The organism is Agrobacterium sp. ES01, from assembly GCF_050320885.1.
Taxonomy (GTDB): Bacteria; Pseudomonadota; Alphaproteobacteria; order Rhizobiales; family Rhizobiaceae; genus Allorhizobium.
On record NZ_JBNQTH010000001.1, the window covers coordinates 726588 to 753586 of the forward strand.

28 protein-coding genes are annotated in these 26999 nt (G+C 58.5%); 9 read left to right on the top strand and 19 right to left on the bottom strand.

The features are described 5' to 3' along the window. Window positions 1–553: 553 nt before the first annotated feature. A complete protein-coding gene (locus ACQQ2Q_RS03725; protein WP_428186474.1) occupies window positions 554–1486 on the bottom strand; it encodes a glycine--tRNA ligase subunit alpha in 933 nt (310 codons plus the stop codon). Between the two features lie 286 nt (window positions 1487–1772). On the opposite strand from ACQQ2Q_RS03725, the gene ACQQ2Q_RS03730 reads away from it, so the two are divergent. Both ACQQ2Q_RS03730 and ACQQ2Q_RS03735 read left to right on the top strand, forming a co-directional pair. Next, entirely contained in the window at window positions 1773–2183 is a 411-nt protein-coding gene (locus ACQQ2Q_RS03730) for a thioredoxin domain-containing protein (RefSeq protein WP_428185674.1), read from the top strand. Next, window positions 2180–2896: a cytochrome c biogenesis CcdA family protein gene (locus ACQQ2Q_RS03735; RefSeq protein WP_428185675.1), complete on the top strand. Its 717-nt coding sequence runs from the start codon at window positions 2180–2182 to the stop codon at window positions 2894–2896. Before ACQQ2Q_RS03730 ends, ACQQ2Q_RS03735 begins: the two co-directional genes overlap by 4 nt. A gap of 117 nt (window positions 2897–3013) precedes the next feature. On the opposite strand, the gene ACQQ2Q_RS03740 is transcribed toward ACQQ2Q_RS03735, so the two are convergent. Next, a complete protein-coding gene (locus ACQQ2Q_RS03740) occupies window positions 3014–3205 on the bottom strand; it encodes a hypothetical protein (RefSeq protein WP_428185676.1) in 192 nt (63 codons plus the stop codon). Between the two features lie 17 nt (window positions 3206–3222). Then, on the bottom strand, window positions 3223–4083 hold the full coding sequence (locus ACQQ2Q_RS03745; RefSeq protein WP_428185677.1) for a S49 family peptidase: 861 nt from the start codon (window positions 4081–4083) through the stop codon (window positions 3223–3225). A 273-nt stretch (window positions 4084–4356) separates the two neighbouring features. On the opposite strand from ACQQ2Q_RS03745, the gene ACQQ2Q_RS03750 reads away from it, so the two are divergent. Beyond that, entirely contained in the window at window positions 4357–5718 is a 1362-nt protein-coding gene (locus ACQQ2Q_RS03750; protein WP_428185678.1) for an Nramp family divalent metal transporter, read from the top strand. A 4-nt stretch (window positions 5719–5722) separates the two neighbouring features. Here ACQQ2Q_RS03750 and ACQQ2Q_RS03755 read toward each other — a convergent pair whose 3' ends face one another. Both ACQQ2Q_RS03755 and ACQQ2Q_RS03760 read right to left on the bottom strand, forming a co-directional pair. Next, window positions 5723–6514, bottom strand: a complete 792-nt coding sequence (locus ACQQ2Q_RS03755; RefSeq protein ID WP_428185679.1) for a tRNA1(Val) (adenine(37)-N6)-methyltransferase — start codon at window positions 6512–6514, stop codon at window positions 5723–5725. Between the two features lie 217 nt (window positions 6515–6731). Continuing rightward, window positions 6732–6959: a DUF2007 domain-containing protein gene (locus tag ACQQ2Q_RS03760; protein WP_428185680.1), complete on the bottom strand. Its 228-nt coding sequence runs from the start codon at window positions 6957–6959 to the stop codon at window positions 6732–6734. 110 nt (window positions 6960–7069) lie between these two features. Between ACQQ2Q_RS03760 and ACQQ2Q_RS03765 the strand changes: the two genes are divergently transcribed. The 4 genes from ACQQ2Q_RS03765 (at window position 7070) to moaB (ending at window position 11502) form a co-directional block, all read left to right on the top strand. Continuing rightward, window positions 7070–8086, top strand: a complete 1017-nt coding sequence (locus ACQQ2Q_RS03765) for a polyprenyl synthetase family protein (RefSeq protein ID WP_428185681.1) — start codon at window positions 7070–7072, stop codon at window positions 8084–8086. Between the two features lie 125 nt (window positions 8087–8211). Then, on the top strand, window positions 8212–10038 hold the full coding sequence (locus ACQQ2Q_RS03770; RefSeq protein WP_428185682.1) for a tetratricopeptide repeat protein: 1827 nt from the start codon (window positions 8212–8214) through the stop codon (window positions 10036–10038). Between the two features lie 4 nt (window positions 10039–10042). After that, window positions 10043–10954: a 4-(cytidine 5'-diphospho)-2-C-methyl-D-erythritol kinase gene (locus ACQQ2Q_RS03775; RefSeq protein WP_428185683.1), complete on the top strand. Its 912-nt coding sequence runs from the start codon at window positions 10043–10045 to the stop codon at window positions 10952–10954. Beyond that, window positions 10951–11502: a molybdenum cofactor biosynthesis protein B gene (moaB, locus tag ACQQ2Q_RS03780; protein WP_428185684.1), complete on the top strand. Its 552-nt coding sequence runs from the start codon at window positions 10951–10953 to the stop codon at window positions 11500–11502. The genes ACQQ2Q_RS03775 and moaB overlap by 4 nt, the downstream gene beginning before the upstream one ends. 9 nt (window positions 11503–11511) lie before the next feature. Here moaB and ACQQ2Q_RS03785 read toward each other — a convergent pair whose 3' ends face one another. Then, window positions 11512–12045 (bottom strand): glycosyl transferase, encoded by a 534-nt coding sequence (locus tag ACQQ2Q_RS03785; protein WP_428185685.1) that lies wholly within the window; start codon window positions 12043–12045, stop codon window positions 11512–11514. Window positions 12046–12176: 131 nt separating this feature from the next. Between ACQQ2Q_RS03785 and ACQQ2Q_RS03790 the strand changes: the two genes are divergently transcribed. Together ACQQ2Q_RS03790 and ACQQ2Q_RS03795 are read left to right on the top strand one after the other, a co-directional pair. After that, a complete protein-coding gene (locus tag ACQQ2Q_RS03790; protein ID WP_428185686.1) occupies window positions 12177–13334 on the top strand; it encodes a PA0069 family radical SAM protein in 1158 nt (385 codons plus the stop codon). A 154-nt stretch (window positions 13335–13488) separates the two neighbouring features. Beyond that, the gene (locus tag ACQQ2Q_RS03795; protein ID WP_428185687.1) at window positions 13489–14148 is read left to right on the top strand and encodes a ribonuclease HII; all 660 of its coding nucleotides are present in this window, start codon (window positions 13489–13491) and stop codon (window positions 14146–14148) included. Window positions 14149–14262: 114 nt separating this feature from the next. On the opposite strand, the gene ACQQ2Q_RS03800 is transcribed toward ACQQ2Q_RS03795, so the two are convergent. From ACQQ2Q_RS03800 to ACQQ2Q_RS03860, 13 genes are all read right to left on the bottom strand, one after another. Then, window positions 14263–14748: a F0F1 ATP synthase subunit B gene (locus tag ACQQ2Q_RS03800; protein WP_428185688.1), complete on the bottom strand. Its 486-nt coding sequence runs from the start codon at window positions 14746–14748 to the stop codon at window positions 14263–14265. 2 nt (window positions 14749–14750) lie between these two features. Next, window positions 14751–15335 (bottom strand): F0F1 ATP synthase subunit B, encoded by a 585-nt coding sequence (locus ACQQ2Q_RS03805; protein ID WP_428185689.1) that lies wholly within the window; start codon window positions 15333–15335, stop codon window positions 14751–14753. 81 nt (window positions 15336–15416) lie between these two features. Then, window positions 15417–15644: a F0F1 ATP synthase subunit C gene (locus tag ACQQ2Q_RS03810; protein WP_006466154.1), complete on the bottom strand. Its 228-nt coding sequence runs from the start codon at window positions 15642–15644 to the stop codon at window positions 15417–15419. Between the two features lie 68 nt (window positions 15645–15712). Next, window positions 15713–16465 carry a F0F1 ATP synthase subunit A gene (locus ACQQ2Q_RS03815; RefSeq protein ID WP_428185690.1) on the bottom strand — a complete coding sequence of 251 codons (753 nt, stop codon included), beginning with the start codon at window positions 16463–16465 and terminating at the stop codon, window positions 15713–15715. Window positions 16466–16522: 57 nt separating this feature from the next. Beyond that, the gene (locus ACQQ2Q_RS03820) at window positions 16523–16891 is read right to left on the bottom strand and encodes an AtpZ/AtpI family protein (protein WP_428185691.1); all 369 of its coding nucleotides are present in this window, start codon (window positions 16889–16891) and stop codon (window positions 16523–16525) included. A 271-nt stretch (window positions 16892–17162) separates the two neighbouring features. Beyond that, the gene (locus ACQQ2Q_RS03825; RefSeq protein ID WP_428185692.1) at window positions 17163–18329 is read right to left on the bottom strand and encodes a cell wall hydrolase; all 1167 of its coding nucleotides are present in this window, start codon (window positions 18327–18329) and stop codon (window positions 17163–17165) included. Between the two features lie 156 nt (window positions 18330–18485). Next, window positions 18486–20384 carry a potassium transporter Kup gene (locus tag ACQQ2Q_RS03830; RefSeq protein ID WP_428185693.1) on the bottom strand — a complete coding sequence of 633 codons (1899 nt, stop codon included), beginning with the start codon at window positions 20382–20384 and terminating at the stop codon, window positions 18486–18488. Between the two features lie 15 nt (window positions 20385–20399). Beyond that, window positions 20400–21377 (bottom strand): magnesium transporter CorA family protein, encoded by a 978-nt coding sequence (locus ACQQ2Q_RS03835; RefSeq protein ID WP_428185694.1) that lies wholly within the window; start codon window positions 21375–21377, stop codon window positions 20400–20402. 26 nt (window positions 21378–21403) lie between these two features. Continuing rightward, window positions 21404–22378, bottom strand: coding sequence for a TerC family protein (locus ACQQ2Q_RS03840; RefSeq protein WP_428185695.1), 975 nt, complete (start codon window positions 22376–22378; stop codon window positions 21404–21406). A 182-nt stretch (window positions 22379–22560) separates the two neighbouring features. After that, complete coding sequence (gene apbC / locus ACQQ2Q_RS03845) at window positions 22561–23724, bottom strand: iron-sulfur cluster carrier protein ApbC (RefSeq protein ID WP_428185696.1); 1164 nt, start codon at window positions 23722–23724, stop codon at window positions 22561–22563. A gap of 87 nt (window positions 23725–23811) precedes the next feature. Beyond that, window positions 23812–25476, bottom strand: a complete 1665-nt coding sequence (locus ACQQ2Q_RS03850; protein WP_428185697.1) for a hypothetical protein — start codon at window positions 25474–25476, stop codon at window positions 23812–23814. Between the two features lie 44 nt (window positions 25477–25520). After that, window positions 25521–25934 carry a GtrA family protein gene (locus ACQQ2Q_RS03855; RefSeq protein ID WP_428185698.1) on the bottom strand — a complete coding sequence of 138 codons (414 nt, stop codon included), beginning with the start codon at window positions 25932–25934 and terminating at the stop codon, window positions 25521–25523. 10 nt (window positions 25935–25944) lie between these two features. After that, window positions 25945–26997, bottom strand: coding sequence for a glycosyltransferase family 2 protein (locus tag ACQQ2Q_RS03860; RefSeq protein ID WP_428185699.1), 1053 nt, complete (start codon window positions 26995–26997; stop codon window positions 25945–25947). Between the last annotated feature and the right edge of the window lie 2 nt (window positions 26998–26999).

Here is a 26999-nt window from a genome sequence, read left to right on the forward strand (position 1 = left end):
ACGGGCCGGATGAACAGGTCTGCCCCACATGGTTTCGCGTATCTTGCTGTCTCAACGCATCAAAATCACGCAATCCTCGCTGGCCGGTCTGAAACATTCCTGCGACACCCAGTGGTTCGGACTGTGGATGCAACGCGCAAATCACAGGGCGCGCGCTTCGCTATACAAAGATCTTGCTAGGCAGTTCGCGGGATACCGCTTTTTTCTCGACGCAGCTAACTTGGTAATCGTTCGTGGCAAGGAACTGCAGGGGACCCAAGGCGGACGGGTCCCTCCCAGTACCGGAAGCCCGAAATGGCTGGAATAGCGGGGAACGAGGAATGTCTACCGCTACGCATGTGATCAATATGGCGGCGTTTCTGTCGTTGTTTTTCGACTATGCAGTTGCAATGCAGAGAGTGGAACCCTGTGGTACTCGGCGGACCCTGCAGATCTACTCCAAGCAACTTCCGACGGGGGCCGTTGCGGGATATGTGACCTTGTCTGATCCTCTCCAAGCGAGCATGGATGTCGTCTGACGGGAAACCGTCAGGCGACATTCTGTTTTGGCGGTTCAGGCAGCCTTGCCGAAATTCACACCGCCGGCATCGGTCATCAGGAAGGCTTCGCCGCAGGCCTTGGCAAGCGTGCGGACCCTGAGGATATAGCTTTGACGCTCGGTCACCGAGATCACGCCACGGGCATCCAGAAGGTTAAAGACGTGGGATGCCTTGATGCACTGGTCGTAGGCGGGAAAGACACATTTGTGCAGACGCTGGTTGTCGTTTTCGCCCGGAGCACCGGCTTCCAGCAGCGCCTTGCATTCCCTTTCTGCATCGATGAAGTGGCGATGCAGCATTTCGGTATTGGCGAATTCGAAATTGTGGCGGGAATACTCCTGCTCGGCCTGCAGGAAGACGTCGCCGTAGGAAATCTTCTCGTCACCCTCGCGGCCGTTGAAGTTGAGGTCGTAGACGTTGTCGACGCCCTGCACATACATGGCCAGACGCTCCAGACCATAGGTCAGTTCGCCGGCAACGGGCGAGCATTCGATGCCGCAAACCTGCTGGAAATAGGTGAATTGCGAAACTTCCATGCCATCGCACCAGCATTCCCAGCCGAGACCCCAGGCGCCCAGTGTCGGGCTTTCCCAGTCGTCCTCGACGAAGCGGATATCGTGCAGCAGCGGGTCGAGACCGATTGCCGCCAGCGAGCCGAGATAGAGTTCCTGCAGGTTGGACGGATTGGGCTTCAGGATGACCTGATACTGGTAATAATGCTGAAGACGGTTGGGGTTTTCACCATAGCGACCGTCAGACGGCCGGCGCGAGGGCTGCACGTAGGCGGCCTTCCAGGGCTTTGGCCCGAGCGCACGCAATGTCGTTGCCGGATGGAAGGTACCAGCGCCCACTTCCATGTCGTAGGGCTGCAGCACGGCACAACCCTTGTCCGCCCAATAATTGTGAAGCGTCAGGATCAGCGCCTGGAACGAGCGCTTCGGGTCCATATGGGGTGCAAGCGTGGTGGTCATGGATAACTGTCCGACTTGTGAGGATCTGTTTGGCGTCTGGTGCCACGGTGCAGCGGCAGGGTCAAGTCTGACACGCTATCCCGTGGGCTACGCTTTCACCCGGGAAACACGGAAACGTGTCTTAGGGAAGATGTAACAATGGGCCGGATGAATGCGTAACCGTCGATGAAGCCATGATGCTTGCGGGCACAGCATGGCGGACTGGTGTCTTCCAGGGTTGCGACCGGGAGGCGCTCAACATCAATGCGAAGGAGACCTCCAGATGTCATTTCGATCCAAGATCCTGACCGGCCTTGCCGCCACAGCCCTTTCAGCAGTCGCTTTTTCCAGCGCTTTTGCAGGCGAAATCAAGCCCTATGAACAGGGTGCATTCGAAGCTGCTCAAAAGGCGGGCGACGCAATCGTCGTCGACATCACCGCAAGCTGGTGCCCGACATGCCGCGCGCAAAAGCCGATCATTCAGGCGCTGACAACCTCGTCCGACCTTGAGCCGGTCACCGTGTTCGAAGTGAATTTCGATGACCAGAAGGACGTGGTGCGCGCGCTTGGGGCCAATATGCAATCGACGTTGATTGCCTTTAACGGCGAAACCGAAACCGGACGCTCGGTCGGCGACACCAAGCCTCAATCCATCGAAAACCTGTTCAAGTCGACGCTTTCGGCCAAACCATGATCACCACGATCTTCCTGGCTGGCCTTGCCGGCGTCTTGTCAATCCTGTCGCCCTGCGTGTTGCCGCTGGTGCCGATCGTGCTGGCAACGGCATCGGGCAAACATCGCTTGGGACCTGTGGCACTTGCCGTCGGTCTTGCGGTGTCCTTCGTGGCGGTTGGCATGTTCGTGGCGCTGATCGGCTTTAGCCTGGGTTTCGATCTCGGCTTCTTCCGTTACATCGGTGCGCTGATCATGATTGCTCTGGGAGCCGTCCTGCTGGTCCCATCCATGCAGTCGCGACTGGCGCTGGCGGCCGGCCCGCTTGGCAACTGGAGCGAACGCCGCTTCGGGGGCGATGGCGAGGGCTGGCAGGGCCAGTTCGGCATCGGCCTGCTGCTGGGCCTGGTGTGGAGCCCCTGTGTGGGCCCGACGCTGGGGGCCGCCTCGCTGATGGCGGCGCAAGGCGAGAACCTGGGTCAGGTGGCTGCCACGATGCTGGCATTCGGCATTGGTGCGGCCCTGCCGCTGCTGCTGCTTGGCATGCTGTCGCGCGATGTGTTCAACCGCATGCGCGACCGGATGCTGAATGCCGGCAAGGTGTTGAAAGGCGCATTCGGGATCGTGCTGTTACTCCTGGGCGTGCTGATCCTGTCGGGGGCAGACAAACGGCTCGAGGCAACTCTGGTCGATGCATCGCCGGCCTGGCTGACGGACCTTACCACCCGGTTTTGATGTCCGCCATTCTAGACCCGCCTGCGCCGACCCTCAGGCGCGGGCGTTCCGCTCGATCAATCTATTGCAACGCAATCACGCGTCGCCCTGTCATATCGACCGTTCAGAGGGCGTAAGCTATTCGTCGTCCCGCTTGACCCGGTATTCTCCGGTTTCCGGGTCTTTTACCAATGTTCCAACGGCGCCCGTTTCGCGCTCTTTTTCTTCGCGCTCCGAGCGCTTCTGCAGCTTCTGGGCGTCGGCGATGAAGCGGCGATACAGCAGCATTCCAGCACCCACCAGCAACAGTAACAAGATAATCTGCGGCATCTATCCCCCAGCCGTTGTCAGAGCCCGAACCGGCTCCAGAGTGCCTTTTCCTCCATCGCCTCTGCAAGACCGGAGGCACCGGCTGCGGCGATTTGTTCAGGACAGATTGCGGAAATTCCAGGTGTACGTCGACCGAAAAAGTCGCGCGCACCACTGACGAGTTCGAGTTTGGTGTCCTTGCCGTAGCGCGATTTGAGGATGGTGCGCATATGGCCAATGCCGTCGATCAGGCCAAGCTCAAGTCCTTTGGTGCCGGTCCAGAACAGGCCGGAGAACAGGTTGCCGTCATCCAAAAGCTTGCTGCCACGGCGGTCCTTGACCATGTCGATAAAGATCTGATGGATCTCGAGTTGCAGCGACTTCAGATATTCGATGTCGCTTTCCTTTTCCGGCTGGAAGGGATCGAGGATCACCTTGTTTTCGCCGGCTGTGTAAACGCGGCGCTCGACGCCGATCTTCTTCAGGAGTTCGGGGAAGCCGAAGCCGCCTGACACCACACCGATTGAGCCGACAATCGAGGTTGGATCGGCAAAGATCTCGTCACCAGCAAGGGCAATCATATAACCGCCGGAGGCTGCGACATCCTCCACGAAAACCAGAACCTTCTTGTTGTTTTCTTCCGCCAGTGTGCGCACGCGCTCAAAGATCAGGCGCGACTGGACGGGCGAGCCACCGGGCGAATTGATGATAATGGCGACGGCCGGCGATTTCTTGCGGGTGAAAGCCTTTTCCAGACCGGGGGCGACGCTTGCCAGATTGAGTTGCGTCTTGAATTTCCCGCCGCCGCTCATGATCGCGCCCTGCATACGGATAACCGGAATTACAGTTCCAGTCTTGCGAAACCGCTGGGGCAAGTAACGCGTCATAAATCCGGCCATCTCTATCTCCTTGTTGCGGTCGATACCGCGCCTATGGTCATAGCGCAGCAGACCGCATTGTCGTTCCATGCCGTTGACGGAATAATTCAGCGATCAGAGTTGTGATCCTCATCCCGGCCCGGCTCTTGCTTGCTGATGTATGTATTTGGGCGCGAAACGCAATGGGCAGCACTTCAGGCGCGCATTGTGCAATGCAACCATAGACCTTGCAGCATACTGCCCTTTGCACTAGCTTAGTTGCAACTTATTCGCATTCAATTCCAATGGGCAATCATGTCGGACGTGCAGGCGCTAGCCGAAGAGGAAAATGCCGGGGGCTGGCGCAGGGCGCGCGGCGAGCCGCCAATGGCGGATGTTCATGGCTCCATTCCCGTTGTCAGCAGCCGTCCGTTCTGGCGAAGGGCCATGGCGTTTCTGGGTCCGGGTTATCTGGTGGCGGTCGGCTACATGGATCCCGGAAACTGGGCGACGTCTCTCGCCGGCGGCTCGCGCTACGGCTATACGCTTCTGGTTGCCATTCTGCTTTCCAGCCTTATGGCGGTGCTGTTGCAGTCGCTGTCCGCCCGGCTTGCGATCGCCTCCGGGCGCGATCTGGCACAGGCCTGTCGCGATACCTATTCCAGGCCTGCGGGCATCATGCTGTGGCTTCTGGCGGAGGTCGCCATCGTCGCGACCGACATTGCCGAGGTGATCGGCACAGCCATTGGCATCAAGCTCATCTTCGGCATTCCGCTGGAGATCGGCGTACTGATCACCGCACTCGACGTGTTCATCATCCTGATGCTGCAGAGACTTGGGTTTCGCTGGATTGAAGCCTTCGTCATTACGCTCACAGCGATCATCGGCGGCAGTTTCGCCGTGCAGCTGGCGCTTGCCAATCCAGACTGGTCGGATGTGGCTGCGGGCTTCCTGCCGGACCGCGAGGTCGTGCTCAATCCGGACATGCTCTACATCGCCATCGGGATTATCGGCGCAACAGTGATGCCGCATAATCTCTACCTGCATTCCGGCATTGTGCAGACACGCCATATCGAGCAGACCCCGAAGGGCAAGCGCGAGGCGCTGACCTTCGCCACCATCGACTCCACGCTGGCGCTGACCTTTGCCTTTCTGGTCAATGCCGCAATCCTGATCCTCGCCGCAGCGGCATTTCATCAGAGCGGCCATCATGAAGTGGCCGAGCTTGGCGATGCCCATGCGTTGCTTGCCCCTTTGCTTGGAAGTTCACTGGCACCAATTCTGTTCGGCGTAGCCCTTTTGTGCAGCGGCCTGAATTCGACAGCAACGGCAACCCTTGCCGGCCAGATCGTGATGGAGGGGTTCGTCAATATTCGCGTCAGGCCATGGGTGCGGCGCCTGATCACGCGAGGTCTGGCGATCATACCAGCCGGCGCCGTTGCCATTCTCTACGGCGAGAGCGGAACTGCCGAATTGCTGATCCTGAGCCAGGTGGTACTGAGCCTTCAACTTCCCTTTGCGGTTTTCCCGCTGGTGACGATGACCGCCAACCGCATGAAGATGGGCGCACTGGTCTCACCACGCTGGCTGTCTGGCATCGCTCTCCTGATCGCCGGTCTCATCAGCCTGCTCAATGTGAAGCTGGTGATCGATTTCCTGTCAGGTGCCGCAATGTAGTGTTTCAAGCGCGTCGGTATGCCACCCGGCCATTGATCAACCGATCAATGTCGGCTGCAAAGCGATGGCTTTCGGGATCGTCGTGCATCAGCAAAGGCGCGCGCAAGGACAGCCTTGCCCGAGACCCCTTGATCGCCGTTGCCAGAATACGCACTGCGTTTTCACCGCGCCTCGGATACACAGGCGTGATCTGCAATCCGCCAAAGCGGCGTCCGCAGGCGGCAATGATCTCAGCCAGGGATTGCGGCCTTGCGATCAGCGACAATTGCCCGCCCGAGACCGTGATGGCACTTGCCGTGCGGATCCAGGTTTCAAACAGATCCTCGGTCATGGCATGGGCTTCGGCCTTCAACGCATCCGGCGTGACACGATCCGCGCCGTCATTGAAGGGCGGGTTCATGATCACATGGTCGAATGCATTATTCTCAAGACCGCCCTCAGCCCGTGCTTTGCCGGTGAGCGTGACATCGCTCTCGATAACGGCGATGCGGTCAGCCAGATGGGCGTTTTCGACCAGAACAAGGCTGCGGCGGGCATAGTCGGCCATCTCGGCGGAGCGTTCGACAAGGGTGACGGACGCCTGCGGCAACCGGGTGGCAACCGCCAGACCGGCCGCGCCGGCTCCCGCACCGAGGTCGGCCACCCTCACCGGTCGATCGGCATCGACCAGTGCCGCGAGCAACATCGCATCAATGCCTGCCCGATGCCCGCGACCCTTGGGCTGAACCAGATGGAAGCCGCCGCGGTGGAAGGCGTCGACGGTATGCTCAGCGGTGGTTTCGGCCGGCAAGCTCATTGGGGACGCCTCGACTTTGAAGTCAGATCGGAAAGCCCCCCTCTACCCTGCCGGGCATCTCCCCCACAGGTGGAGATATCGGCACGGCGCGATGGGCCAGCTCTCTTCGAGCCGACGGAGTCTGACGATGTGCGGCAGGACTTCGAGTGGCAGGTCCCGCGCCGCACTACCGAAAACGAGACGCTCCTCACCCCTGAACCCAAATAGAACACCGCTTTCACACCTCGTCTCTCAATTCCGCCTCAAGACCCGCATCGCGCAAAATCGCGCGCGCCTCGTCGGCGCGGTCCTCCTCCACCAGAAAACGACGCGGCAACATGCCGAGAGATCCCTCTATGATGCTGGTCGCCTGATCGGCAATCATGTGGTGAATGCCCACTTCCTTCATAAGGCTTTCCGCAAAGGAGAGCAGAACGGGGTCATTGGTTCGGATGAGTTCACGCATTTCCTGCAAAAACCGCCTTTTTAGAGTGCAACGAGACAAATCGCCTCTTGCCGTGCGACGGAGCCATTTATTATTGTCCGGCTCAATCATGTGAATAGGAGTGGCCTAAATTGGGCGTTGTCATACCGCTTGGCGAAAGCAAAAACAAACAGGCTTCTGTCCAGCCGCTCGTGGACCTCACGCGCTCGGACATGGACAGGGTCAACCAGTTGATCCTGTCAAAGGCCGGATCCGATGTCGAGATGATCCCGGAAGTGGCCAACCACCTGATCTCTTCGGGCGGCAAACGGCTGCGGCCGATGCTGACGCTCGCGGCAGCCCAGATGTTCGGCTACCAGGGCGAAGGCCATATCAAGCTCGCGACCAGCGTTGAATTCATGCACACGGCCACCCTGCTGCATGACGACGTGGTGGACGAAAGCGATCTTAGGCGCGGCAAGTCGACGGCGCGGATGATCTGGGGCAACCAGGCAAGCGTTCTGGTGGGCGACTTCCTGCTCGGCCAGGCCTTCAAGATGATGGTGGAAGTCGGTTCGCTCGATGCTCTGGACGTGCTTGCCACCTCCGCTTCCGTGATTGCCGAAGGCGAGGTGCTACAGCTGTCGGTCGCCAAGAACATGGAAACCACCGAGGACGACTACCTTCAGGTGATCCGCGCCAAGACGGCTGCGCTTTTTGCCGCAGCCTCGGAAGTCGGACCGATCATTGCAGGCGTCGACAAAGCCAGTCGCAATGCGCTCAAATCCTACGGCATGAATCTGGGCCTCGCCTTCCAGCTGGTTGACGATGTGCTGGACTATGGCGGCAAATCTGCCGACCTTGGCAAGAACACCGGCGACGACTTCCGCGAGGGCAAAATCACCCTTCCGGTCATTCTCGCCTATCGCCGTGGCACCAAGGAAGAACGCGCCTTCTGGAAGGACGCGATCGAGGGCGGCAATGCGGATGATGCCCAGCTTGAAAAGGCACTCGGCCTGATCACAAAATATGGCAGTCTGAACGACACAATCGCCCGCGCGCTGCATTACGGGACCATTGCCCGCGATGCTCTGGCACCGGTTCCGGACGGGGCCTGCAAGGATGCCCTGATGGAGGTGATCGATTTCTGCGTGGCCCGTGTGAATTGACGGGCCGGGCGTGGCATTGCCTTGCGGCTCGGCTTCAAAAAAGCCATTGTGTTGCGGAATCAGTTCGCCTCTCGCGACTCACCTCACCGGCTGAGCCCGGCGCTCGCTTGTTGAAAGGCTTTTTCATGCGGCAAAGACTTGCCATCCGTCTTCTTTCCAGTGCAACCTTCGCTGCCCTCTTGTGGCTGGCACCCGGCCAGATGGACGCTTTTGCTGCCGGGGACGCAAAGGCTTCGGTCGACACCAGCGATTTCGACCCTTCGGATATCGACACGTTTTCAGGCGCGTTTCTCGCTGCCCGCACGGCCGATGCCGATCGCGATTTCGTCAACGCTGTTGTCTTCTACAAGAAGGCTCTCGATCTGGACCCCGGCAATGTGGAAATTCGCCAGAGGCTGATGCTGGCGCATTTCATGAAGGGCGATTTCGATCAGGGCGTGAAATACGCCAAGGATCTGAAAAACGATGCTGCGGTAGAACGGGTGACCGCCGTTGCGCGCGGGCTTGACGCCATCCGGAGTCGTGAGTTCAACGCGGCTGAAAAGCTGCTCGCCTATGACGGCCCCAACGATCTCGACCGCCTGATGAATTCGCTTCTGGTTGCCTGGGCAAAGCTTGGTGCCGGCAAAGGCAAGCAAGCGCTGGCCATGATGGACGATCTCGACGGTCCGCCATGGTATGCCATCTTCAAGAACTACAATGCCGGTGTTGCTGCAGCCATGCTGGGCGATGTCGATACCGCGCGTCGCCACCTGAATGAGGCCGTGACCGATCGAGACGGCGGGGCGACTGCGACCGACACCTTCAGCCGTGCCGTGATTGCCCTTGCGACGCTGGAAGCATCTCAGGGCAACAAGCAGAAGGCGCTGGACGCCATTTCCATCGGCGACGCGATGATCCGCGATTACGCGCCCTTCAAGGCGATGCGCGATCAGATCAACGCAGGCGAGAAGCCAAAACCGGTCGTCAGCACTGCAACGGAAGGGGCGGCCGCTGTGCTGTTTTCCGTTGGCGGTGCCTTGAACCGCCCGGGCGCCGAAGACACGGTGACGCTTTACCTGCAGTTTTCCCATGCGCTGGCGCCAAAGGCTGCCGACACGCTGATCCTACTGGCCGGGATTGCCGAAAAGAACGATCAGCCGGAACAGGCGATCAAATACTACCAGTCCGTGCCGGATACTTCGCCCATGGCGCGGATTTCAGAAATGCAGCTGGGTCTGGCACTGGCGCAGAACGGCAAGATCGACGAGGCACGCAAGCATCTGGCGGAGCTGATCGAGTCCGATCCGAAGAATTTCCGCAGCTATCTGGCTTATGGCAGCGTGTTGTCGGACGCCAAGGACTACAAGGCCATGGCCGCCAATTACGACACGGCCGTAGACGAGATCGGCCCTGCACCGAACCGGGTGCATTGGCCTGTCTTCTTCCAGCGCGGCATTGCCTATGAACGGTTGAAAGAATGGGACAAGGCAGAGCCGAATTTCCGCAAGGCATTGGAACTCAGCCCCGATCAGCCGCAGGTCCTCAACTATCTCGGCTATTCCTGGGTGGACATGAACCGCAACCTCGATGAGGGGCTGGACATGATCCGCAAGGCTGTCGAACTGCGGCCTGATGACGGTTACATCGTCGACTCGCTTGGCTGGGCTTACTACCGCCTGGAAAAATACGATGACGCCGTGACCGAACTGGAACGCGCGATCGAGTTGAAGGCAGGCGACGCCACCATCAACGACCACCTCGGCGATGCCTATTGGCGCGTCGGCCGCAAGCTCGAAGCCGTATATCAGTGGAAGCGGGCACTGGCATCCGAGCCTGAAGCGACGCTTATTCCAGAGCTCGAGGCCAAGATCGCCGATGGATTGCCGCCGGTGAAGGACGATGCGGGCACGACCGCGGAAAAACCTGCCGACGCAGCGCCAGTGGAAGGCGAAGTGGACAAGAAGTCCTGATATCATGACGGAGCGTCCAAGCCCCGTGGATGGCACGGTGCGGGAAACTGCACCGGCCAAAATCAATCTTTGCCTGCATGTCACCGGCCAGCGTGCGGATGGGTATCATCTGCTCGACAGTATCGTGACATTTGCCGCGCTGGGCGATCAGCTGACATTTTCACCTGCCAAGACCGACAGCTTTCATCTGGAGGGTCGTTTTGGGCCGCTGTTATCCGCCGAACCGGAAGCGCAAAACCTCGTTTTGAAGGCACGCGATCTTCTGCGTGAGGCCCTTGTTGCTTCCGGTCATCCGGCGCCACCTGTCGCGATCACGTTAGAGAAGAACCTGCCGGTGGCTGCCGGAATCGGTGGCGGGTCTGCGGATGCGGCGGCCGCCATCAGAGGGTTGCTGCAGCTGTGGCAGGCAGAGATTGAGGGCGATGTGCTATCGGCACTTGCCGTAAGACTGGGGGCCGACGTGCCCATGTGCATGACATCCCGACCGCTTCGTGTGAGCGGCATCGGTGACATGCTGCAACCGCTTTCTCACATGCCGGCCTTTGCCGTGGTGCTCGGGAACCCGTTGAAGGGTGTCTCTACGCCTGCGATCTTCCAGCAACTGACGACCAAGACCAATCCGCCGGCTGGCGCTAGTCCTCAGAACGCGTCGACGGGTGACTGGATCGCGTGGCTAGCTGATCTGCGCAATGATCTTGAGCCGCCCGCACGCGCATTGCTGGCGGATATATCAGCGCTGTCAGAACGGATGGCCGACAGTGGTGCTGAACTGGTGCGCATGTCCGGTTCGGGTGCCAGTTGCTTTGGCATCTACAGTGATTTTGTCGCAGCACAAGCCGCAGCAGATAGCCTATCGCGCAGAAGGCCCGACTGGTACTTTGCGGCAACGACGACAATGGCGGGAGATGCAGCATGAGCCGGATCAACGACGAACGTCCCTTCATTGCCGTCGGCATCGCGGTTTTGACCATTTCCGACAGCCGCACGCTTGCCGACGATAAATCCGGAGATACGCTGGCCGCCCGGATCGAAGAGGCCGGTCACCGACTGGTGGACCGCACCATCGTCACCGACGACAAGGCACTGATCTATGCGCAGGTGGAAGCCTGGACGAAATCCGATGACATCGATGTGGTGATCACAACCGGCGGGACCGGTTTTACCGGACGGGATGTGACACCGGAGGCGCTGGAACCGCTGTTTGAAAAGCGCATGGATGGCTTTTCAGAAGTCTTCCACCGGATTTCCTACGACAAGATCGGCACCTCGACCATTCAGTCCCGCGCGACCGGCGGCGTTGCCAATGCCACTTTCATCTTCGTGCTGCCGGGCTCTCCCGGCGCCTGCAAGGATGCCTGGGACGGAATATTGAAGGCGCAGCTCGACTATCGCCATATGCCGTGCAATTTCGTGGAAATCATGCCGCGTCTGGATGAACATCTGAAGCGTGGCGGAAAAGGCTAAGCCAAAGCTTCACGCGCCGGCGAGCGACCTGCCCCGGCGGGCGACCCAGGACGGGATCATCTCGGTCAGCAACTGCTTGGGCTTGTGGCCGCGTGCCAGCGTTCCAAGATCCGTGCCAGACTTTGCAATCGTCAATGCCTGGTCCTTGGTCAGCAGGAAACCCTGCTCCAGTGGCGGACTGGAGCGCACAATGCGCTTGTAGAATGGCATTCGATAAGGACGGGCGACCGTAAAGCGCGCAGGGCGCTTGTTGAGTGCAATATATTCATGGATTTCTTCGATCCAGCGACCATGCAGACGCGAACCGGGCTCGATCAGCAATATCCACTCGCCCCGCGCCGAACGCACGATGTCCTTCATGTCCCAATCGGCATGAAAGCGGCAGCCAGCCGCATCGGCAACGCGTGACGAGCCGTCGCTGGATCCATGATCCAGTACGATCACATCGCTTACCAAGCCCTCCACCGCGCCGACGACAAGACCTGCCAAGGTCTGGGCCAGCTCGGGTTCCTGGTTGCGGCACTCCATGATGACAGTCAACATTCGCTATGTTTACCGCATCGCACAACGAAATACCACTGTGGATTTCGAAGTTTGTTCTTGCATTGTTCTCATTTTACGGATAGGAATAAAGTCACTTGAGCGGGACGACTGGTTGCGCACGGGAGAATTCGATGAACGAGCTGACTCATATGACGCAGGCTGCATTCCAGCCTGTGAACACGGCAGATATTGCCGATGCCATGGTCACCGCCTCCGGCCTCAGGATCGAGGTCGACCGGCGGCGTGGCCGTGGTGCCGGGCTCAATCCGTCCGGGCGTTTCGAGCCGACGGAGCGCGTGGCCTTTGACGATGGCTGGATGACGCTTGAGGACATGCCGCCCTTCCGCACGGAAGTCCAGGTGGAACGTCCGCGCACCGTCATCACCCGCAATGATTCGCCCGATATTCCCTTCGATCGCTCGATCAATCCCTATCGCGGATGCGAGCATGGCTGCATCTACTGCTTCGCCCGACCGACCCATAGCTATATGGGGCTTTCGGCGGGACTGGATTTCGAAGCCAAGCTGTTTGCCAAGCCTGATGCGGCAAAGCTTCTGGAGCGGGAACTGTCCAAGCCTGGCTACAAGCCGAAAACGATTGCCATCGGCACCAATACCGATCCCTATCAGCCGATCGAGCGGGAGTGGCGCATCATGCGGCAGATCCTCGAAGTGCTGGACAAGGCCAATCATCCGGTGGCGATTGTCACCAAGTCCGCTCTGGTGCTGAGAGACCTCGATATTCTCTCCTCCATGGCCGAGCGCGGATTGATGAAGGTCGGCATTTCCGTGACCACGCTCGACCGCAAGCTGTCGCGTGCCATGGAACCGCGTGCCTCGACACCGTCGAAACGGCTGGAAGCCATCAAGACCCTGTCTGACGCCGGTGTTCCGGTTGCGGTGATGATGGCCCCGATCATTCCGGCCCTCAACGATCACGAGATCGAGCGTATCCTCGATTCTGGCAAGGCAGCCGGCGCTGCCGAGGCAAGCTATGTGCTGCTTCGGCTGCCGCTGGAGGTCAGCCCGCTGTTTCGGGACTGGTTGCTGCAGCATTATCCGGACCGCTATCGTCACGTGATGTCGCTGGTGCGCTCCATGCGCGGTGGCAAGGATTACGATGCCGAATTCGGCAAGCGCATGAAAGGTGCAGGCCCCTATGCCTGGCAGATCAGCCGTCGTTTCGAAATGGCGACGAAACGGCTGAAGATGACCCGCCGCAGCATTCACCTGCGCGATGACCTGTTCATTCCGCCGGCTGGCGGCGGTGTGCAGTTGTCGCTTCTTTGAGATTGGCTGTCAGCCTGCGCTGACGCCTTGAGGTTCCGGCGCACCGCCATGTGCTGGAAAATGCCCCCGGACTGCCGCCTGGCGCGTTTTTTATCCCCTTTACGCGCCAATCGGGGGCTTGCAGGAAATCGGGTCGGCGTGCGACTTCTGCCGCATGAAACGTCGCGCGCCGCCCGATTCTCCCACACTCTTTCAGGACCTGAGCAAAGGGCCTGATTTTTCCATGGAACTTGCGCTCAGGCGGCAAGGCGTCTGGCCCGTTGCCGGAACGGACGAGGCCGGGCGCGGGCCGCTGGCCGGCCCGGTGGTCGCAGCTGCCGTCATTCTCGACCCCGACAATATTCCGGACGGGCTGAACGATTCCAAGAAACTGTCGGCTGCAAAACGCGATCAGCTGTTTGAGCAAATCCTGGCCACAGCCTTTGTTTCCATCGCAAGCTCCAGCGCGCGACTGATCGATAAGACGGATATCCGCAAGGCAAGCCTCGATGCCATGCGACGCGCCGTCGCCGGTCTTGAATTGAGAGCCGCGCACGTGCTCACCGACGGACGAGATGTGCCGCCGGGCCTCAACTGCCCGGGAACAGCCGTGATCAAGGGCGACGGACGCTGTGTCTCGATTGCGGCCGCATCCATCATTGCCAAGGTCAGCCGTGACCGGATGATGGAAAGGGCCGGCACGGTCCACACTGCCTATGGTTTCGAGATCCATGCCGGTTATGGCACTGCGAAACACCGCAGCGCGATCGTCGAGCATGGCCCCTGTCCGCTGCATCGCCTGAGCTTTAAAACATTCCGCAGCGATCTGGATTGAGATCCGGCCCCTACCCCTCCAACATCGCTGCAATTGTCTGTGCAACACAGTCGACAGCACAAACGAAAAAGGCCGGGCAAAACCCGGCCTCGTTCAAAGGGTATGGTCGCATTCTCAGTTGAGACGTGACTTGACCTGTCCGACAGCGTCCTTGAACAGCTTGGCCTGCACAGCTTCATCGGTTTTCTTTTCGAGAACCTTTTCAGCAGCCGCAATGGCCAGATCGACGGCCGCGGAGCGAACGGCGTTAACCGCATCGACTTCAGCCTGTTTGATCTTCTGTTCGGAAAGCGCAGTACGGCGTTCCACGAACTCGTCGGTCTTTTGCTTGGCTTCGGCAGCCAAAGCTGCAGCCTCGCGCTCTGCAGCGGCAACGATGCTTGCAGCTTCCGCTTCTGCTTCCTTGCGCTTGCGCTGATATTCGGCCAGCAGATGCTGAGCCTCTTCACGCAGGCGCTTGGCTTCGGCCAGATCTTCACGGATCTTGTCGGAGCGTTCATCAAGCGCCTTGCCGAGCATGCCCGGCACCTTGAGATAAACGATCAGCGCGAAGAAGAGAATCAGGCCGACAAGAGCGAATAATGTTGCGTCCAATGCCATGATCATGCCTCCTTGGTGGATGCTGTCAGGGCAGACTTGACGTCCGCCTTGGTGGCCTTGGCGCCAATGAGCTGCTCGACAATGGCCGATACCGTTTCGCTGGCGATCTCATCGACTTCGGCAAGAGCCTTGGTCTTGATCTCACCGATATTGGCTTCGGCTGCCGCAAGCTTGGCGTTGAGTTCAGCTTCCAGTGCCGTGCGTTCCGCGTCGGCCTTGGCCTTGGCAGCTGCACGTGCAGTCGAGGCGATTTCATTTCCCTTGGCCTTGGCCTGGGTCAATTCACGCTCATAGGTCTCAATCGCTGCATCGGCTTCCGATTTCAGCCGTGCGGCTTCGTCGAGGTCCTGCGCAATGCGATCATGACGGCTTTCCAGAATACCACCCACGCGCGGCACGATGACCTTCTGCATGAGCATGTAGAAGAGGCCGAATGTAATCACCAGCCAAAGCAGCTGGGACGGAAACGTGGTCTGGTCGAATGGCGGGAAAGCGCCACCGCCGTGTCCCTGCTCGTGGGCGACACCGGTCTCCGTGTTATGGTCCTCTACCGCAGTTTCCTGGGCAAAGGCGGGGGTCACAAACATGCTCACCTCCAGGTGTACTCCTAATGCAAGAGATCACGGCGGGCCATATGGCCCGGCCGTGATCCCGATCTCCGACCGAAATTAAACGGCGAAAAGGAGAAGGAGAGCGATGAGCAGCGAGAAGATGCCCAGAGCTTCCGTAACGGCGAAGCCGAATACCAGACGGCCGAACTGGCTGTCAGCGGCAGACGGGTTGCGCAGTGCGCCCGACAGATAGTTGCCGAAGATGTTGCCGAGGCCGAGAGCCGTGCCGGCCATACCAAAGCAAGCCAGACCTGCGCCGATGTACTTTGCTGCTTCCGCTTCCATGTGAAAACTCCTTGAATGGGTTGTTGCGGCTGTAGACTGACGCCTCAGGACGCCAATGTGGATTATCCTTAGTGCCCGCCGGGATGGATCGCGTCGTTGAGATACATGCAAGTCAGTACCGCAAAGACGTAAGCCTGAAGGAAGGCAACGAGGAACTCGAGACCGGTCAAAGCGACGGTCATGATGAGAGGCAGGATTGCGCCACCGATACCGAGCGCGCCAAGCGCTCCAAGCGATGCGACGAAGCCTGAAAAGACCTTGAGCGTGATGTGGCCGGCCAGCATGTTGGCAAACAGACGGACGGACAGCGAGATCGGACGCGACAGGAAGGAAATGATTTCAATCGTCACCACCAGCGGCAACAGCATGCCGGGGACGCCCTGCGGAACAAAGAGCTGCAGGAAGTGCAGTCCGTGTTTCCAGAAACCGTAGACCAGAACCGTGCCGATGACGAAGAGAGCAAGGGCAAAGGTGACGATGATCTGGCTGGTCACCGTAAAGAAGTACGGGAACATGCCCAGAAGGTTCGCCGTCAACACAAACATGAACAGCGAGAACACCATGGGGAAGAACTTCATCCCCGCGCTGCCTGCACCTTCACGCAACATGGAGGCGATGAATTCGTAAGACATCTCGGCAACCGACTGCATGCGGCCCGGGATCAGGCCACGATTCGATGTCGAGAAATACAGAAAGCCTGATGCGGCAGCCACGGTCGCGACCATGAAGAGTGACGCGTTCGTGAACGAAAAATCAATTCCGCCGATTTCGATCGGGACAATCTTGTTGATCAGGAACTGATGAGTCGGATCGTTTGACACCGTCTTTAATCTCTCGCTTTGCCGCTGAAACGCGGAATTTGAATTGTTCGATCAGGTTCAGGCCTTGCCGTTCCCATTCGAGCTGTCTTTACCTACGTCACGATCCGCCGGATGTGGCGAGGCCACGGCGCCAGCGGAGCGAAGTACGTTCAATACACCGGCACAAAAGCCCAGAAGCAGCAAAACAATCATGCCCCATGGCGCTGTACCGACAAAACGGTCGAAGAGATAGCCCAGAATGGCGCCAACGACGATTGCGGAGATGAATTCACTGGAAAGCTTCATGGCCTGTGCATAACCTTTACGGCTTTGCTCTGCCCGAACTTCCCTCTCCCCGTCTTCCGTCGCCTCAGTGCGGACTTCTGCCAATTCGGCCCCCAGTCGCTTGCGGCGTTCTTCCAGACTTTCTTCCCGGTCCTTGGCCATGACATCCTCCGTCCGATTTGCGCCGTATCGCGAGCCTAAACGGCTTTTGCGGATATGCAATCGGCTGAGTAACGCCTTCCTCGGGCCCGCTTTGAAGTCGCGCGCACCATAATTTTGAGTGCCCGCATAGTCAAGGCGTGGAATCGGGTTGTGAATGAACTAAATTTTACCGGGAAATCATAGACTTAAGTCGCATGTGACGATTCCCCGTTAAAGCGACGCCGGGGAATCGCTGTCGCATTGCGTGCGAAAGGCCAATGGGGCGTGTGCCTCAGCTCCAGCCGCCGCCATAGGTGCGATAGAAAACGTGGAGACCGATGCGGCCGACCTTCTTCATGGTGCGTGCCCATGCAGGCCGGACATAGACGGCATGATAGTGAGTGGCAGAGCCAACCTCATCAAGCCAGATCTTTCCAGCCGTCACCGCCATGGCCACATCACGCGCGACCTTCCAGTGCGACTGCGAATTGATACGGTCCTTTATGCGGTCGCAGGCAAAGGAAAACTGGCAGCGATTGCGCCAATCCTGGTTCTGGTAGACAACACCGCAGATCGTATCCGGATAGGACGGGTTGCGGACGCGGTTGAGAATGACCTGGGCAACGGCTGCCTGTCCCTTTACCGATTCGCCGCGGGCCTCAAAATAGACACCCGATGCCAGACATTGCTGCTCCTTGGCAGAAAACACCTCAGGCGGCAGCACGGCGGCGGCCCAGGCGTGGTCGTCGGGTGCGATTTGCGGCACGAAGCGGCCCGCGTCCGGCTTTGCCAAAATGGCATCGAAAGGGGAGACCCTTGCGTAATCGGGTTCAGGCGGCGCATAGGCGGTCGCAAGTATATCGGCCTTGCGGTTGGTCACGAGGCCGGCCAGCATGGTCGGCACGCCCGGATCCGCCTTCTTGTCGGATTTGCGGTAGTAGAAGCTTGCGAGCTTGAGGTTCTTGGGCTTGTCCCGGGTAAAGGCCGCCTGTTCAGCACCATCTTTCTTCGGCGTAAACAGCATGCTGGTACGCTGCAGGACCGAGCCCGCCGTAAAAGCCTTGGGTGGCTGCATGGGCTCGACGGTGACAACACGCGATTTTTTCTGAGTGCGGGTGACGCGATCTTCGTCCGGTGTGTCCACCGCATCCTTTTCAAGATCGACGAAGGCCATCTTGCGCCCGTCCGGCATGATCAGTCCGGCATCGCCCGAAAAGGCCGCAGGACCGGTCGAACCGGCAAAGGCCAATTCGGCGGTATGGACGGACCCCGCCGGTGACGGGGTCAGGACCATGCGCCATTGCTGGCCACTATCTTCGCCGGCCAGAAGGCCGGCCAAATCGCCGCGTGCAGCGTCGTTGGGAAGGGCCAGCCAGGCAAGACAGCCAAAGACCAGAGGGGATACCCAGTCCCGGCGGCGGACACGGGACGACTTAGACACAGGCTTACTCGAACGCAAAACCGGCACTCCATACGCGACATCGGTTACATGCGAAAAAGATGCCTTGTTAACCTTGATGATTGGTTAACTCTAATGCACGCAACCCTAACGAAATCTCGCAATAGCGTGATCCGAGTGCTTGAAATGCGCGTTACGGTCGGTTTTGCAGGTCGGTCAAATGATCACATGCGATCCCAGTTCCACCACGCGATTGGTCGGCAGACGGAAGTAATCCGACGGATCTGCAGCCGCATTGGCCAGCACGATGAAGACCTTGTCCTGCCAATAGGGCATGCCGCTCTTTGCATCCGGCACCAGCTTGCGACGCCCAAGATAGAAGGAGGTCGACATGATGTCGAACTTCAGTCCGTTCTTGCGCACCTTGGCGAGTGCCTGCGAGACATTCTGGCTCTCCATGAATCCGAAGCGCAATTCCACCTTGCTGAAACGCGGAGAAATACTCTCGGCGATGAAGCGTTCGCTCTCGGTGGCGCGCGGACGGTTCACCGTCTTGATGGTCAAGATGATGTTGCGCTCGTGCAAAACATGATTGTGCTTGAGATTGTGCAGCAGTGCCGCGGGGGCCGTTTGCGGATCGGATGTCAGGAAGATCGCGGTTCCGGGCACCTGGACTGGAGCATGCTCACTCTTCTTCTCGATCGAAGCGATAAAGCTGTCGAGCGGAATGTCGGCATGCCTGGTTTTTTCAAACAACAGGTCAGAGCCGCGTCGCCAGGTCCACATGATGACAGTGAAGCCAATGGCAAAGAGCACCGGCACCCAGCCACCATCCATGATCTTCATGGCGTTCGCGCCAAGGAAAACCAGTTCGAGCACCAGAAGCGGCAACAACACCAGCACGGCGGCGAAAGCCGGCCACTTCCAGCGGGTGCGCAGGAATTCAAATGCCATGATAGTGGTGACCACCATGGCACCGGTGACCGAGATGCCATAGGCGGTGGCCAGCGCATCGGATGTCTGGAACAGCAACACCAGCGACAGCACGCCGATCAGCAGCATGAGATTGACCGACGGCAGATAGATCTGGCCGGTATGGGTCTCGGATGTGAAAAGGATCTGCATGCGTGGCAGGAAACCAAGGTTGATGGCCTGGCGCACGAGCGAAAATGCGCCTGTGATGACGGCCTGGCTGGCAATGATGGTCGCAGCCGTTGCCAGGATCACGACCGGAAACAGCGCCCAATCGGGAAACATCAGGAAAAACGGATTGCTGGCGGCGGAAGGGTCTTTCAAGACCAGAGCGCCCTGCCCCAGATAATTGAGCACGAGTGCCGGAAAGACGATGATGAACCAGGCGAGCTGAATCGGCTTGCGGCCGAAATGGCCAAGATCGGCATATAGCGCCTCGGCACCGGTGACTGTCAGGAAGACCGCCCCCAGAACGACAAAACCCAGAAATCCGTCTTCCATCAGGAATGCCACGGCATACCAGGGATTGAAGGCCGACAGGATGCCGAAATCATCGGAAATATGCACGATGCCGCCAAGCGCCATGACGACGAACCAGACGAGCGTAATCGGTCCGAAGAATGCCGAGACGGCTCCGGTACCGCGCACCTGGAACAGGAACAGGCCGATCAAGATGCCGATCGTAATCGGCAGGACATAATCCGACAGCCCTGGCGCCACGAGCTTGACGCCTTCGACTGCCGACAGGACCGACAGAGCCGGCGTGATCATCGCATCGCCGAGAAAGAGTGCCGCGCCGACCAGGCCCATCATGGTGAGGACGGATATGTATCGGTCGGAATTCTTCATCAAAAGCGCCAGCAGCGACAGCGTGCCGCCCTCGCCTTCGTTGTCGGCACGCAGCAGGAAGAGCACATATTTGATGGTGACGATGATGGTCAGCGCCCAGATCATCAGCGAAATGAGGCCAATGATTTCCGGCCTGTCGATACCGTCTGCGCTGATCGGCTTTAGTGCCTCGCGAAAGGCATAGAGCGGGCTTGTACCGATATCGCCATAAACGACACCGACGGAGCCGAGCGTGAGCGCGAAAAGACTGGGCGCACGCGGGTGCGCGGTTTCAACGGATGAAGGTTGGGACATGGGTGACCCTGGCTGCTAGAGCCAGCCTTTCCAGCGGAAAAAGACAAAGGGGACGATGGCAGAGACGAGCATGCCCAGCAACGCGGCAGCATAGCCGTAGTTCCAGTGCAGCTCCGGCATGAACTCAAAGTTCATGCCGTAGATCGATGCCACAAGGGTTGGCGGCAGGAAGACCACCGAGGCAATCGACAGGATCTTGATGATGGCATTCTGCTCGACATTGATCAGACCAAGCGATGCATCGAGCAGGAAGGTGATATTGTTGGCGATAAAGGCTGCGTGTTCGGACAGTGACTGTACATCGCGCGCAATGATACGACAGAGATCAGAGGCGTCCTTGTCCTTCTTGATCTGTGGCAGCGCCCGCATGAAGGTCGCCAGCCGCTCCAGCGTGATCAGGCTCTCGCGTGCCTTGCTCACCAGCCGGTGGTGACTGGCAATGTCGAGAAGCTTGTCTTCGAGAAAGCGTGGAGGGCGACGCTTGGCCGCCTTGCGATCCACGAATACATTTGTGGACAGGTCGTCGATGCGGGACACAGCCAGTTCCAGCACTTCCGCGGTGCGGTCAACCACAGTCTCCATCAGGCGTGCCAGAACCTCGACACCCGATCGACATTTGCCGCCATTGCGCTGCATCGCGGCCACGAACAAGGTGAAGGCCTTTGGTTCGGCATAGCGAATGGTGACCAGCCGATTGCCCGCCAGAATGAAGGCGATATCGGCCAGTTGCGGCAGTTCGCTTTCGGCCTTGCAAACGAGCGATGCTGTCATGAAGACAGCCTCGGCTTCGATATAAAGCCTGCTGGAGGGCTCGATATCCTTCAACTCGTCGCGCGTCGGAAGTTCGATGCCCAGCAGCGTTTCAGCGAGATGTTCTTCGCCCTTGTCGGGATTAAGAAGGTCGAGCCATACGACATTATCGGCCAGCACCTGAGGCGGCTGCGACATCTGCAAGGCCTTGGCCGTGCCATCCTGATGGTAAACGTTGATCACGATGCAGATCCTGTTTCGGAGGCTCTTTATTGCGTATTAGGCGTTTTGGTCAACGCCAGCGATGCGACGACGCCTGCAGCCAGAATGGCGACGCTGATCGCCAGCGACCAGAGATCCGGCATTTTGCCAAGTCCCATCATCTCACCGATCAGGATCTTTCCGCCGATAAAGACCAGCACGGCAGACAGCGAGTATTTGAGAAGGGAGAACCGTTCCAGCATGGCCGACAGTGCGAAATAGAGCGCACGAAGGCCAAGAATGGCAGAAATGTTGGAGGTGAAGACGATATAGGGCTCGGTGGTGATCGAGAAGATCGCCGGCACGCTGTCGACGGCAAAGATCACATCTGCGAACTCCACCATGACCAGCGCCAAAAACAGGGGCGTTGCCAAATATCCGGCCTTTTCGGCACCTGTCTTTGGCTCTCGAACAAAGAAGCGATCGCCGTGAAGCTCTGTCGTCAGTGGCAGATGGCGATGCAGGAAACGCAGCAGACTGGCATTCGATACGTCGAATTGGTCATCTGCCGACAACAGCATCCTGATGCCGGTATAAACCAGAAAGGCAGCAAAGACGTAAAGCACCCAGTGGAAGCGATCGACCATGGCGGTGCCGGCACCGATCATCAGGCCGCGCAGCAGGACGACACCGATGATGCCGTAAACGAGCGCGCGATGCTGATGACTTTGCGGGATCTGGAAATAACCGAAAATCAGGGCGATGACGAAGATGTTGTCGAGCGAGAGGCTCTCTTCGACCACATAGCCTGTGAGGTAAAGGACCGCCGCGTCGCCGCCCAGACGCCACCAGATGAAGACGGCAAAGGCAAGGCCCATCGAGATATAGAAAGCTGAAAGGCGCATACTCTGCTTGATATCGATGTCCCTGCCCTTGCGGCTGAGGAACCAGAGATCGAAGGAAAGCAGAACGAATACGAAGGTAAGGTAGCCCAGCCACATCCACAGTGGCTGCCCCATAAAATCAGCAGAGAGCGCGTACATGGAGGAATAAATCCACCGGCGGATTACGAAACAACAACTCCGACATCACGGGAAAGCCGAAATTTCCCGCCAGAGGGGCCCGCAGTTGGCGCGTCGTTCCAGGCGCACATCGAAGATATGGTCATCGGTCGGGATTATTCAATAAGTCGCTGATCTATGTCGATCAGCAAGCCGATATCCCGTTACTCAAAGACAATATTGGGTGCCGACCGCGGCGATTTCGCGCTGACCTGCTGCCAGACTTTTTCGGCAATGTCGCGATAAACCTTGGCCTGCGGACCATCGGGTTCCGATACCACGACAGGCGTGCCTGCATCCGACGTCTCACGGATCGAAATGGTCAGAGGCACCTCGCCCAGGAAGGGAACGCCGATGCGCTCGGCCTCGGCCTTTGCGCCTCCATGACCGAAGATATCGTATCGATTTCCGGTATCGGGCGCGATGAAATAGCTCATATTCTCGACGATGCCGAGAACAGGCACCTCGACCTTGTTGAACATGGTGATGCCCTTGCGCGCATCGATGAGGGCCAGGTCCTGTGGCGTGGACACCACCACGGCACCGGTCAGCGGCACCTGCTGGGCCATGGTCAACTGCGCATCGCCGGTGCCCGGCGGCATATCGACGACCAGAACGTCGAGATCGCCCCAGGCCACTTCTCGCAGCATCTGCATGAGTGCCGACTGCACCATCGGTCCGCGCCAGATCATGGCGGTCGCTTCATCCACCAGAAAGCCCATGGACATGACCTTGATGCCGTAGTTTTCCATGGGCACGATGATGCGGTTTTCGATCTGGCTCGGCTTGCCGGTAATGCCCATGAGGCGCGGCAGGGAAGGACCGTAGACATCGGCATCGAGAATGCCGACACGCAGACCGTTGGCCTTGAAGCCCAGCGCCAGATTGACTGCTGTCGTCGACTTGCCAACGCCACCCTTGCCGGACGCAACGGCCACGATGGCGCCGATGCCGGGGATATCGGTCTTGGCCGGGCGGCTGCCTGAAGCCGGTCCATGGGAATGGCCATGCGCCGGTGCCGCAGACGGTTTTGCTGCAGGCCGCGCCGGTTGGGGCGTGGGATTGGGCGCACCCGCCTTTTTTTCTGCCGTCAAGGACACCAGCGCCCCCTTGATGCCGGGGATCGCCTTGACCGCCCGTTCGGCGGCCTCACGCAGAGGCTCAAGCGAATTGGCACGATCGGCAGGGACCGTAATCGAAAAATATGCCTTGGCATCGGAGATGAAAATATCCGAGACCATGCCCAGATCGACGACATTGCCTTCCAGATCCGGCCCGCGAATGGTCTTCAGCGTTTCGAGAACCTGTTCTCTGGTAACAGCCGTCATAATTTTTGTACCCCGTCCTAACACATTTCATACGCGACAGACGCCTGTTGAGCATCCTGCAGAATCACGGCCTAACACCGACTTTCGTCACTGCCAAGGCTCGGCGGCGTCGCAATAGGCAGGCCTGAGGTCACCGATATCCGCACGCCAGCCTCTGTCCACCCTGTAAAGTTGGGCAAAGCCGCTTCCGTCTACAAGGTCCAAGCCACCGATCAAGTCCATTCCGGCGATTTTGTCCGGCTGATCGGCGTTCAACAGCAGCACGTAATCAAACCGGTTCCGCCAGTCAGCCAAGTAGTTTCGATATCCGCCTTCGAACTTTTCGGGTGGGATGCAGATCAATGTGGATGTCGAGATCAGGTTATCCTCGGGTACGTCGATAGATCGCCAATGCGGCGTGACCATCAGCGGCTGTTTGCCTTTGGCAGTAAAGACTGTTGGCACGAATGAGCGCGCAATCGGGACGGCAAGCGTCGCCAAATGACGATAGGTATCATCATACCAGCTCATCCGTTCAAAAGCCGGCGCTTGAGAAGAACGCTCCTTAAATACGTGACCGACTTGCAAAACTGCTGACCCCGGCGGGATCTGGACCAAGAGGTCCCGGACATGCGCGACAGTCGGCTGATACGCCACCCAATTGTAGCTGATCCAGGCGAACCGCCCAAAGACTGTCATGACTATGATAAGACACAGCACAATTGATGGGCTGCGCCGCTGCAAATGGGATGGCAAAAACATAGCCGTTGCAGCAAGTGCTGCCATGATTGGAAAACGCCAACTGATCCAGCCAGTCCCGAAAGCGCTCCGTGGCGACGCAATCGACAGCACCACAAGAAGGGCGGTGGCGATCAGCAGACCGGCATGCAGTCTGTAACCATTTTTCCGTAATATACTCTGGACGACGAGTAAACCAATCAAGAACAGGACATCGACGATCAAGGTATACGACCAAATGGCTGATAGCAGGTTCCACACCTGCGACACCATTCGATCATTCCACATCGCATGAAAGTCTTCGCCCGGGACGGTCCCCTTTCCTTCCTGAAGGCAGGCAATCGCAATCAAGGCCGCGCCCCACGCCATTGTCGCCATCATCGCCCTTCGACAAAAGTTCCAGAACGCATGACGATCCTGAAAGGGCGTAAACCGTGCAGAGAATTCAAGAGCAACGACGACAAGCAGAAAGAAGGCAGCGGCAAAGGCATGGTCATAATAAAGGATGGTAGTGGCACATACTCGCCAGCCGAACTGCAAAACCCAAGTTCTTTTGTGAAGACACGCGTCGGCGATGGCGAAGAGCAACGCCAGGCCGATCCCGATCTGGAAATTCATGAAGCCACCGATCATGGTGGCGCACCAGGCAAAGAAAAAAATGGCAACCTGCCAGGGGTGCCACGCGCCAAGAAGATAGCGGTTCAAGAGCGCCGCGCCCAAGGGCGGCATGACTATTGCCAGGAACAAAGCCGATTTGGCGATCGCAACGGCCCCCAATACCGGCCCAAGCTTCCAGGCGATCAGGTCGATGCCGATATTGGTTGATGTCCGGCTCCAGTCGAGCTCATAGATCGAGGAAAGCGGCGCCTCGCCAATACCGCCGGACAGCAGCCAAATGCGCGCATAGTGATTTGGATAGTCCAGTACGGGTGGAATATCGACCACAGCCACCAAAAGTGCCGCGCAGATAACGAAAACGATAATCGACAGAATGGTGAACATTTTCGACTGATGGTCTTGTGCACATTCGGTCATTTCCAATTCCCCGGATCCGTTGCTTAGCAGGCGCATCAGCCATTTCAGTCGGCTGTACGAAATACAAAGAACCGATTGAGTGCGAACCCCACCCACAACACAGTCAGGATCGACAGTAATTTGGCACCGAAGTGTCCGATCAACGGATCAAGTATAAAAAATGTCAGGAATGAAATTGCGGTACCGATCAGCGTGACAATCAGAAAGGCGAGGACTCGCGAAAGCTCGCTTCGTCTGGTCAGTCCACCACCGACAGCGAATGTAAAATTGCGGTTCAAAACATAGCTATTTGTTGCGCCAGACAGAAAACCGATGATGTTTGCCAGCTGGGCCGAAGCGCCAAAAGCCAACAGAACCGAGAAGATAGCAAGATCAATCAGTGTGTTCAAAATGCCGGTCAACGCATATTTGAAAAAGACTTTGCCTCGAAGCCAACTCAACAAAAGTCGCACTGACATCCGCCGCCAATCACTTCGACGCGGCACGCGGCAAATCAGCGGACCGTGCCCCTGCCGTCCGGGTAGATTGTACCGTATTGGGTTTCTCTGTTGCGTCACGGGGATTTGTCGTCACCTCGTTGTGGCAGACGATTTCGTCGACCAGATATAAGGGCCTTGCCTTTGTTTGCTGTACCAGACGCCCGAGATATTCACCCAGTATACCGAGGGTGAGCAACTGGACGGCGCTGAAGGTTGTCAGTACGACCATAAGGCTCGCCCAGCCTGACACGGTTGCGCCGCTGATCCATTGCCATAGCGTGTATGCCAAAAGCAGCATTGCAAAAGCTGCGGTCACGACACCACACCAGGACGCGATCCTTAATGGCTTGGTGGAAAATGAGGTGACGGCATCCAGCGCGAGGCGCAGCATCTTGCGCAGCGGGTAATGGCTGTCACCGGCAAAACGCGCATCGCGTTCGTAGATTACCGGCACTTGGCGTCCGCCGACCCAACTGACAAGACCGCGCAGAAACCGATCCCGTTCTGGCATTGACAGGACCACATCAACCACACGACGGCTCATCAGACGAAAGTCGCCGGCGTCCTTTGGAATATCCGTCTCCGACAACCAGGATAGCATTCGGTAAAAGGCGCTTGCCGTTGCACGCTTAAACCAGGTTTCGCCTCTGCGCACCGCGCGCTGGCCATAAACAACGTCTGCCCCACCATCCATGATCGGCATCATCAGCAAAAGCAGCTCGGGCGGATCCTGAAGGTCAGCATCGATCAAGAGCACACGGTTACCACGAGCATGTGCAAGCCCGGCAGAGGCAGCCAACTGGTGACCATGGTTGCGCATAAGCCTGATACCAACGATCTGGGGGTGCAGGGACGCCTGCTCGCTGATCAAAGACCAGGTGCTGTCGCTGGATCCATCATCGATCAGCACTAGCTCGTAGGCGCCATCGGTCGAGGCGGCAGCCGCAGCCGCCAACGCGCGGCGGCAAAACTCTACCAGACCGTCCTCTTCGTTGTAGCACGGCGCTACAACCGACAGCTCCAGACATTCACGCGCTGCCATTT

Bases quoted from the DNA above. Each gene is read 5' to 3' on its own strand.
- ACQQ2Q_RS03760 (WP_428185680.1), bottom strand. From the start codon at position 6,959: ATGCGTGAACTCATCCGAACCAATGACCCCGTTCTGCTCTCCTTTGCG.
- ACQQ2Q_RS03750 (WP_428185678.1), top strand. From the start codon at position 4,357: ATGTCGGACGTGCAGGCGCTAGCCGAAGAGGAAAATGCCGGGGGCTGG.
- ACQQ2Q_RS03755 (WP_428185679.1), bottom strand. From the start codon at position 6,514: ATGAGCTTGCCGGCCGAAACCACCGCTGAGCATACCGTCGACGCCTTC.
- ACQQ2Q_RS03830 (WP_428185693.1), bottom strand. From the start codon at position 20,384: ATGTCCCAACCTTCATCCGTTGAAACCGCGCACCCGCGTGCGCCCAGT.
- ACQQ2Q_RS03740 (WP_428185676.1), bottom strand. From the start codon at position 3,205: ATGCCGCAGATTATCTTGTTACTGTTGCTGGTGGGTGCTGGAATGCTG.
- ACQQ2Q_RS03800 (WP_428185688.1), bottom strand. From the start codon at position 14,748: ATGGCATTGGACGCAACATTATTCGCTCTTGTCGGCCTGATTCTCTTC.
- ACQQ2Q_RS03735 (WP_428185675.1), top strand. From the start codon at position 2,180: ATGATCACCACGATCTTCCTGGCTGGCCTTGCCGGCGTCTTGTCAATC.
- ACQQ2Q_RS03820 (WP_428185691.1), bottom strand. From the start codon at position 16,891: ATGGCCAAGGACCGGGAAGAAAGTCTGGAAGAACGCCGCAAGCGACTG.
- ACQQ2Q_RS03850 (WP_428185697.1), bottom strand. From the start codon at position 25,476: ATGACCGAATGTGCACAAGACCATCAGTCGAAAATGTTCACCATTCTG.
- ACQQ2Q_RS03775 (WP_428185683.1), top strand. From the start codon at position 10,043: ATGACGGAGCGTCCAAGCCCCGTGGATGGCACGGTGCGGGAAACTGCA.
- ACQQ2Q_RS03730 (WP_428185674.1), top strand. From the start codon at position 1,773: ATGTCATTTCGATCCAAGATCCTGACCGGCCTTGCCGCCACAGCCCTT.
- ACQQ2Q_RS03840 (WP_428185695.1), bottom strand. From the start codon at position 22,378: ATGTACGCGCTCTCTGCTGATTTTATGGGGCAGCCACTGTGGATGTGG.
- ACQQ2Q_RS03785 (WP_428185685.1), bottom strand. From the start codon at position 12,045: ATGTTGACTGTCATCATGGAGTGCCGCAACCAGGAACCCGAGCTGGCC.
- ACQQ2Q_RS03795 (WP_428185687.1), top strand. From the start codon at position 13,489: ATGAAACGTCGCGCGCCGCCCGATTCTCCCACACTCTTTCAGGACCTG.
- ACQQ2Q_RS03770 (WP_428185682.1), top strand. From the start codon at position 8,212: ATGCGGCAAAGACTTGCCATCCGTCTTCTTTCCAGTGCAACCTTCGCT.
- ACQQ2Q_RS03745 (WP_428185677.1), bottom strand. From the start codon at position 4,083: ATGGCCGGATTTATGACGCGTTACTTGCCCCAGCGGTTTCGCAAGACT.
- ACQQ2Q_RS03810 (WP_006466154.1), bottom strand. From the start codon at position 15,644: ATGGAAGCGGAAGCAGCAAAGTACATCGGCGCAGGTCTGGCTTGCTTT.
- ACQQ2Q_RS03855 (WP_428185698.1), bottom strand. From the start codon at position 25,934: ATGTCAGTGCGACTTTTGTTGAGTTGGCTTCGAGGCAAAGTCTTTTTC.
- ACQQ2Q_RS03805 (WP_428185689.1), bottom strand. From the start codon at position 15,335: ATGTTTGTGACCCCCGCCTTTGCCCAGGAAACTGCGGTAGAGGACCAT.
- ACQQ2Q_RS03860 (WP_428185699.1), bottom strand. From the start codon at position 26,997: ATGGCAGCGCGTGAATGTCTGGAGCTGTCGGTTGTAGCGCCGTGCTAC.
- ACQQ2Q_RS03790 (WP_428185686.1), top strand. From the start codon at position 12,177: ATGAACGAGCTGACTCATATGACGCAGGCTGCATTCCAGCCTGTGAAC.
- apbC (WP_428185696.1), bottom strand. From the start codon at position 23,724: ATGACGGCTGTTACCAGAGAACAGGTTCTCGAAACGCTGAAGACCATT.
- moaB (WP_428185684.1), top strand. From the start codon at position 10,951: ATGAGCCGGATCAACGACGAACGTCCCTTCATTGCCGTCGGCATCGCG.
- ACQQ2Q_RS03725 (WP_428186474.1), bottom strand. From the start codon at position 1,486: ATGGACCCGAAGCGCTCGTTCCAGGCGCTGATCCTGACGCTTCACAAT.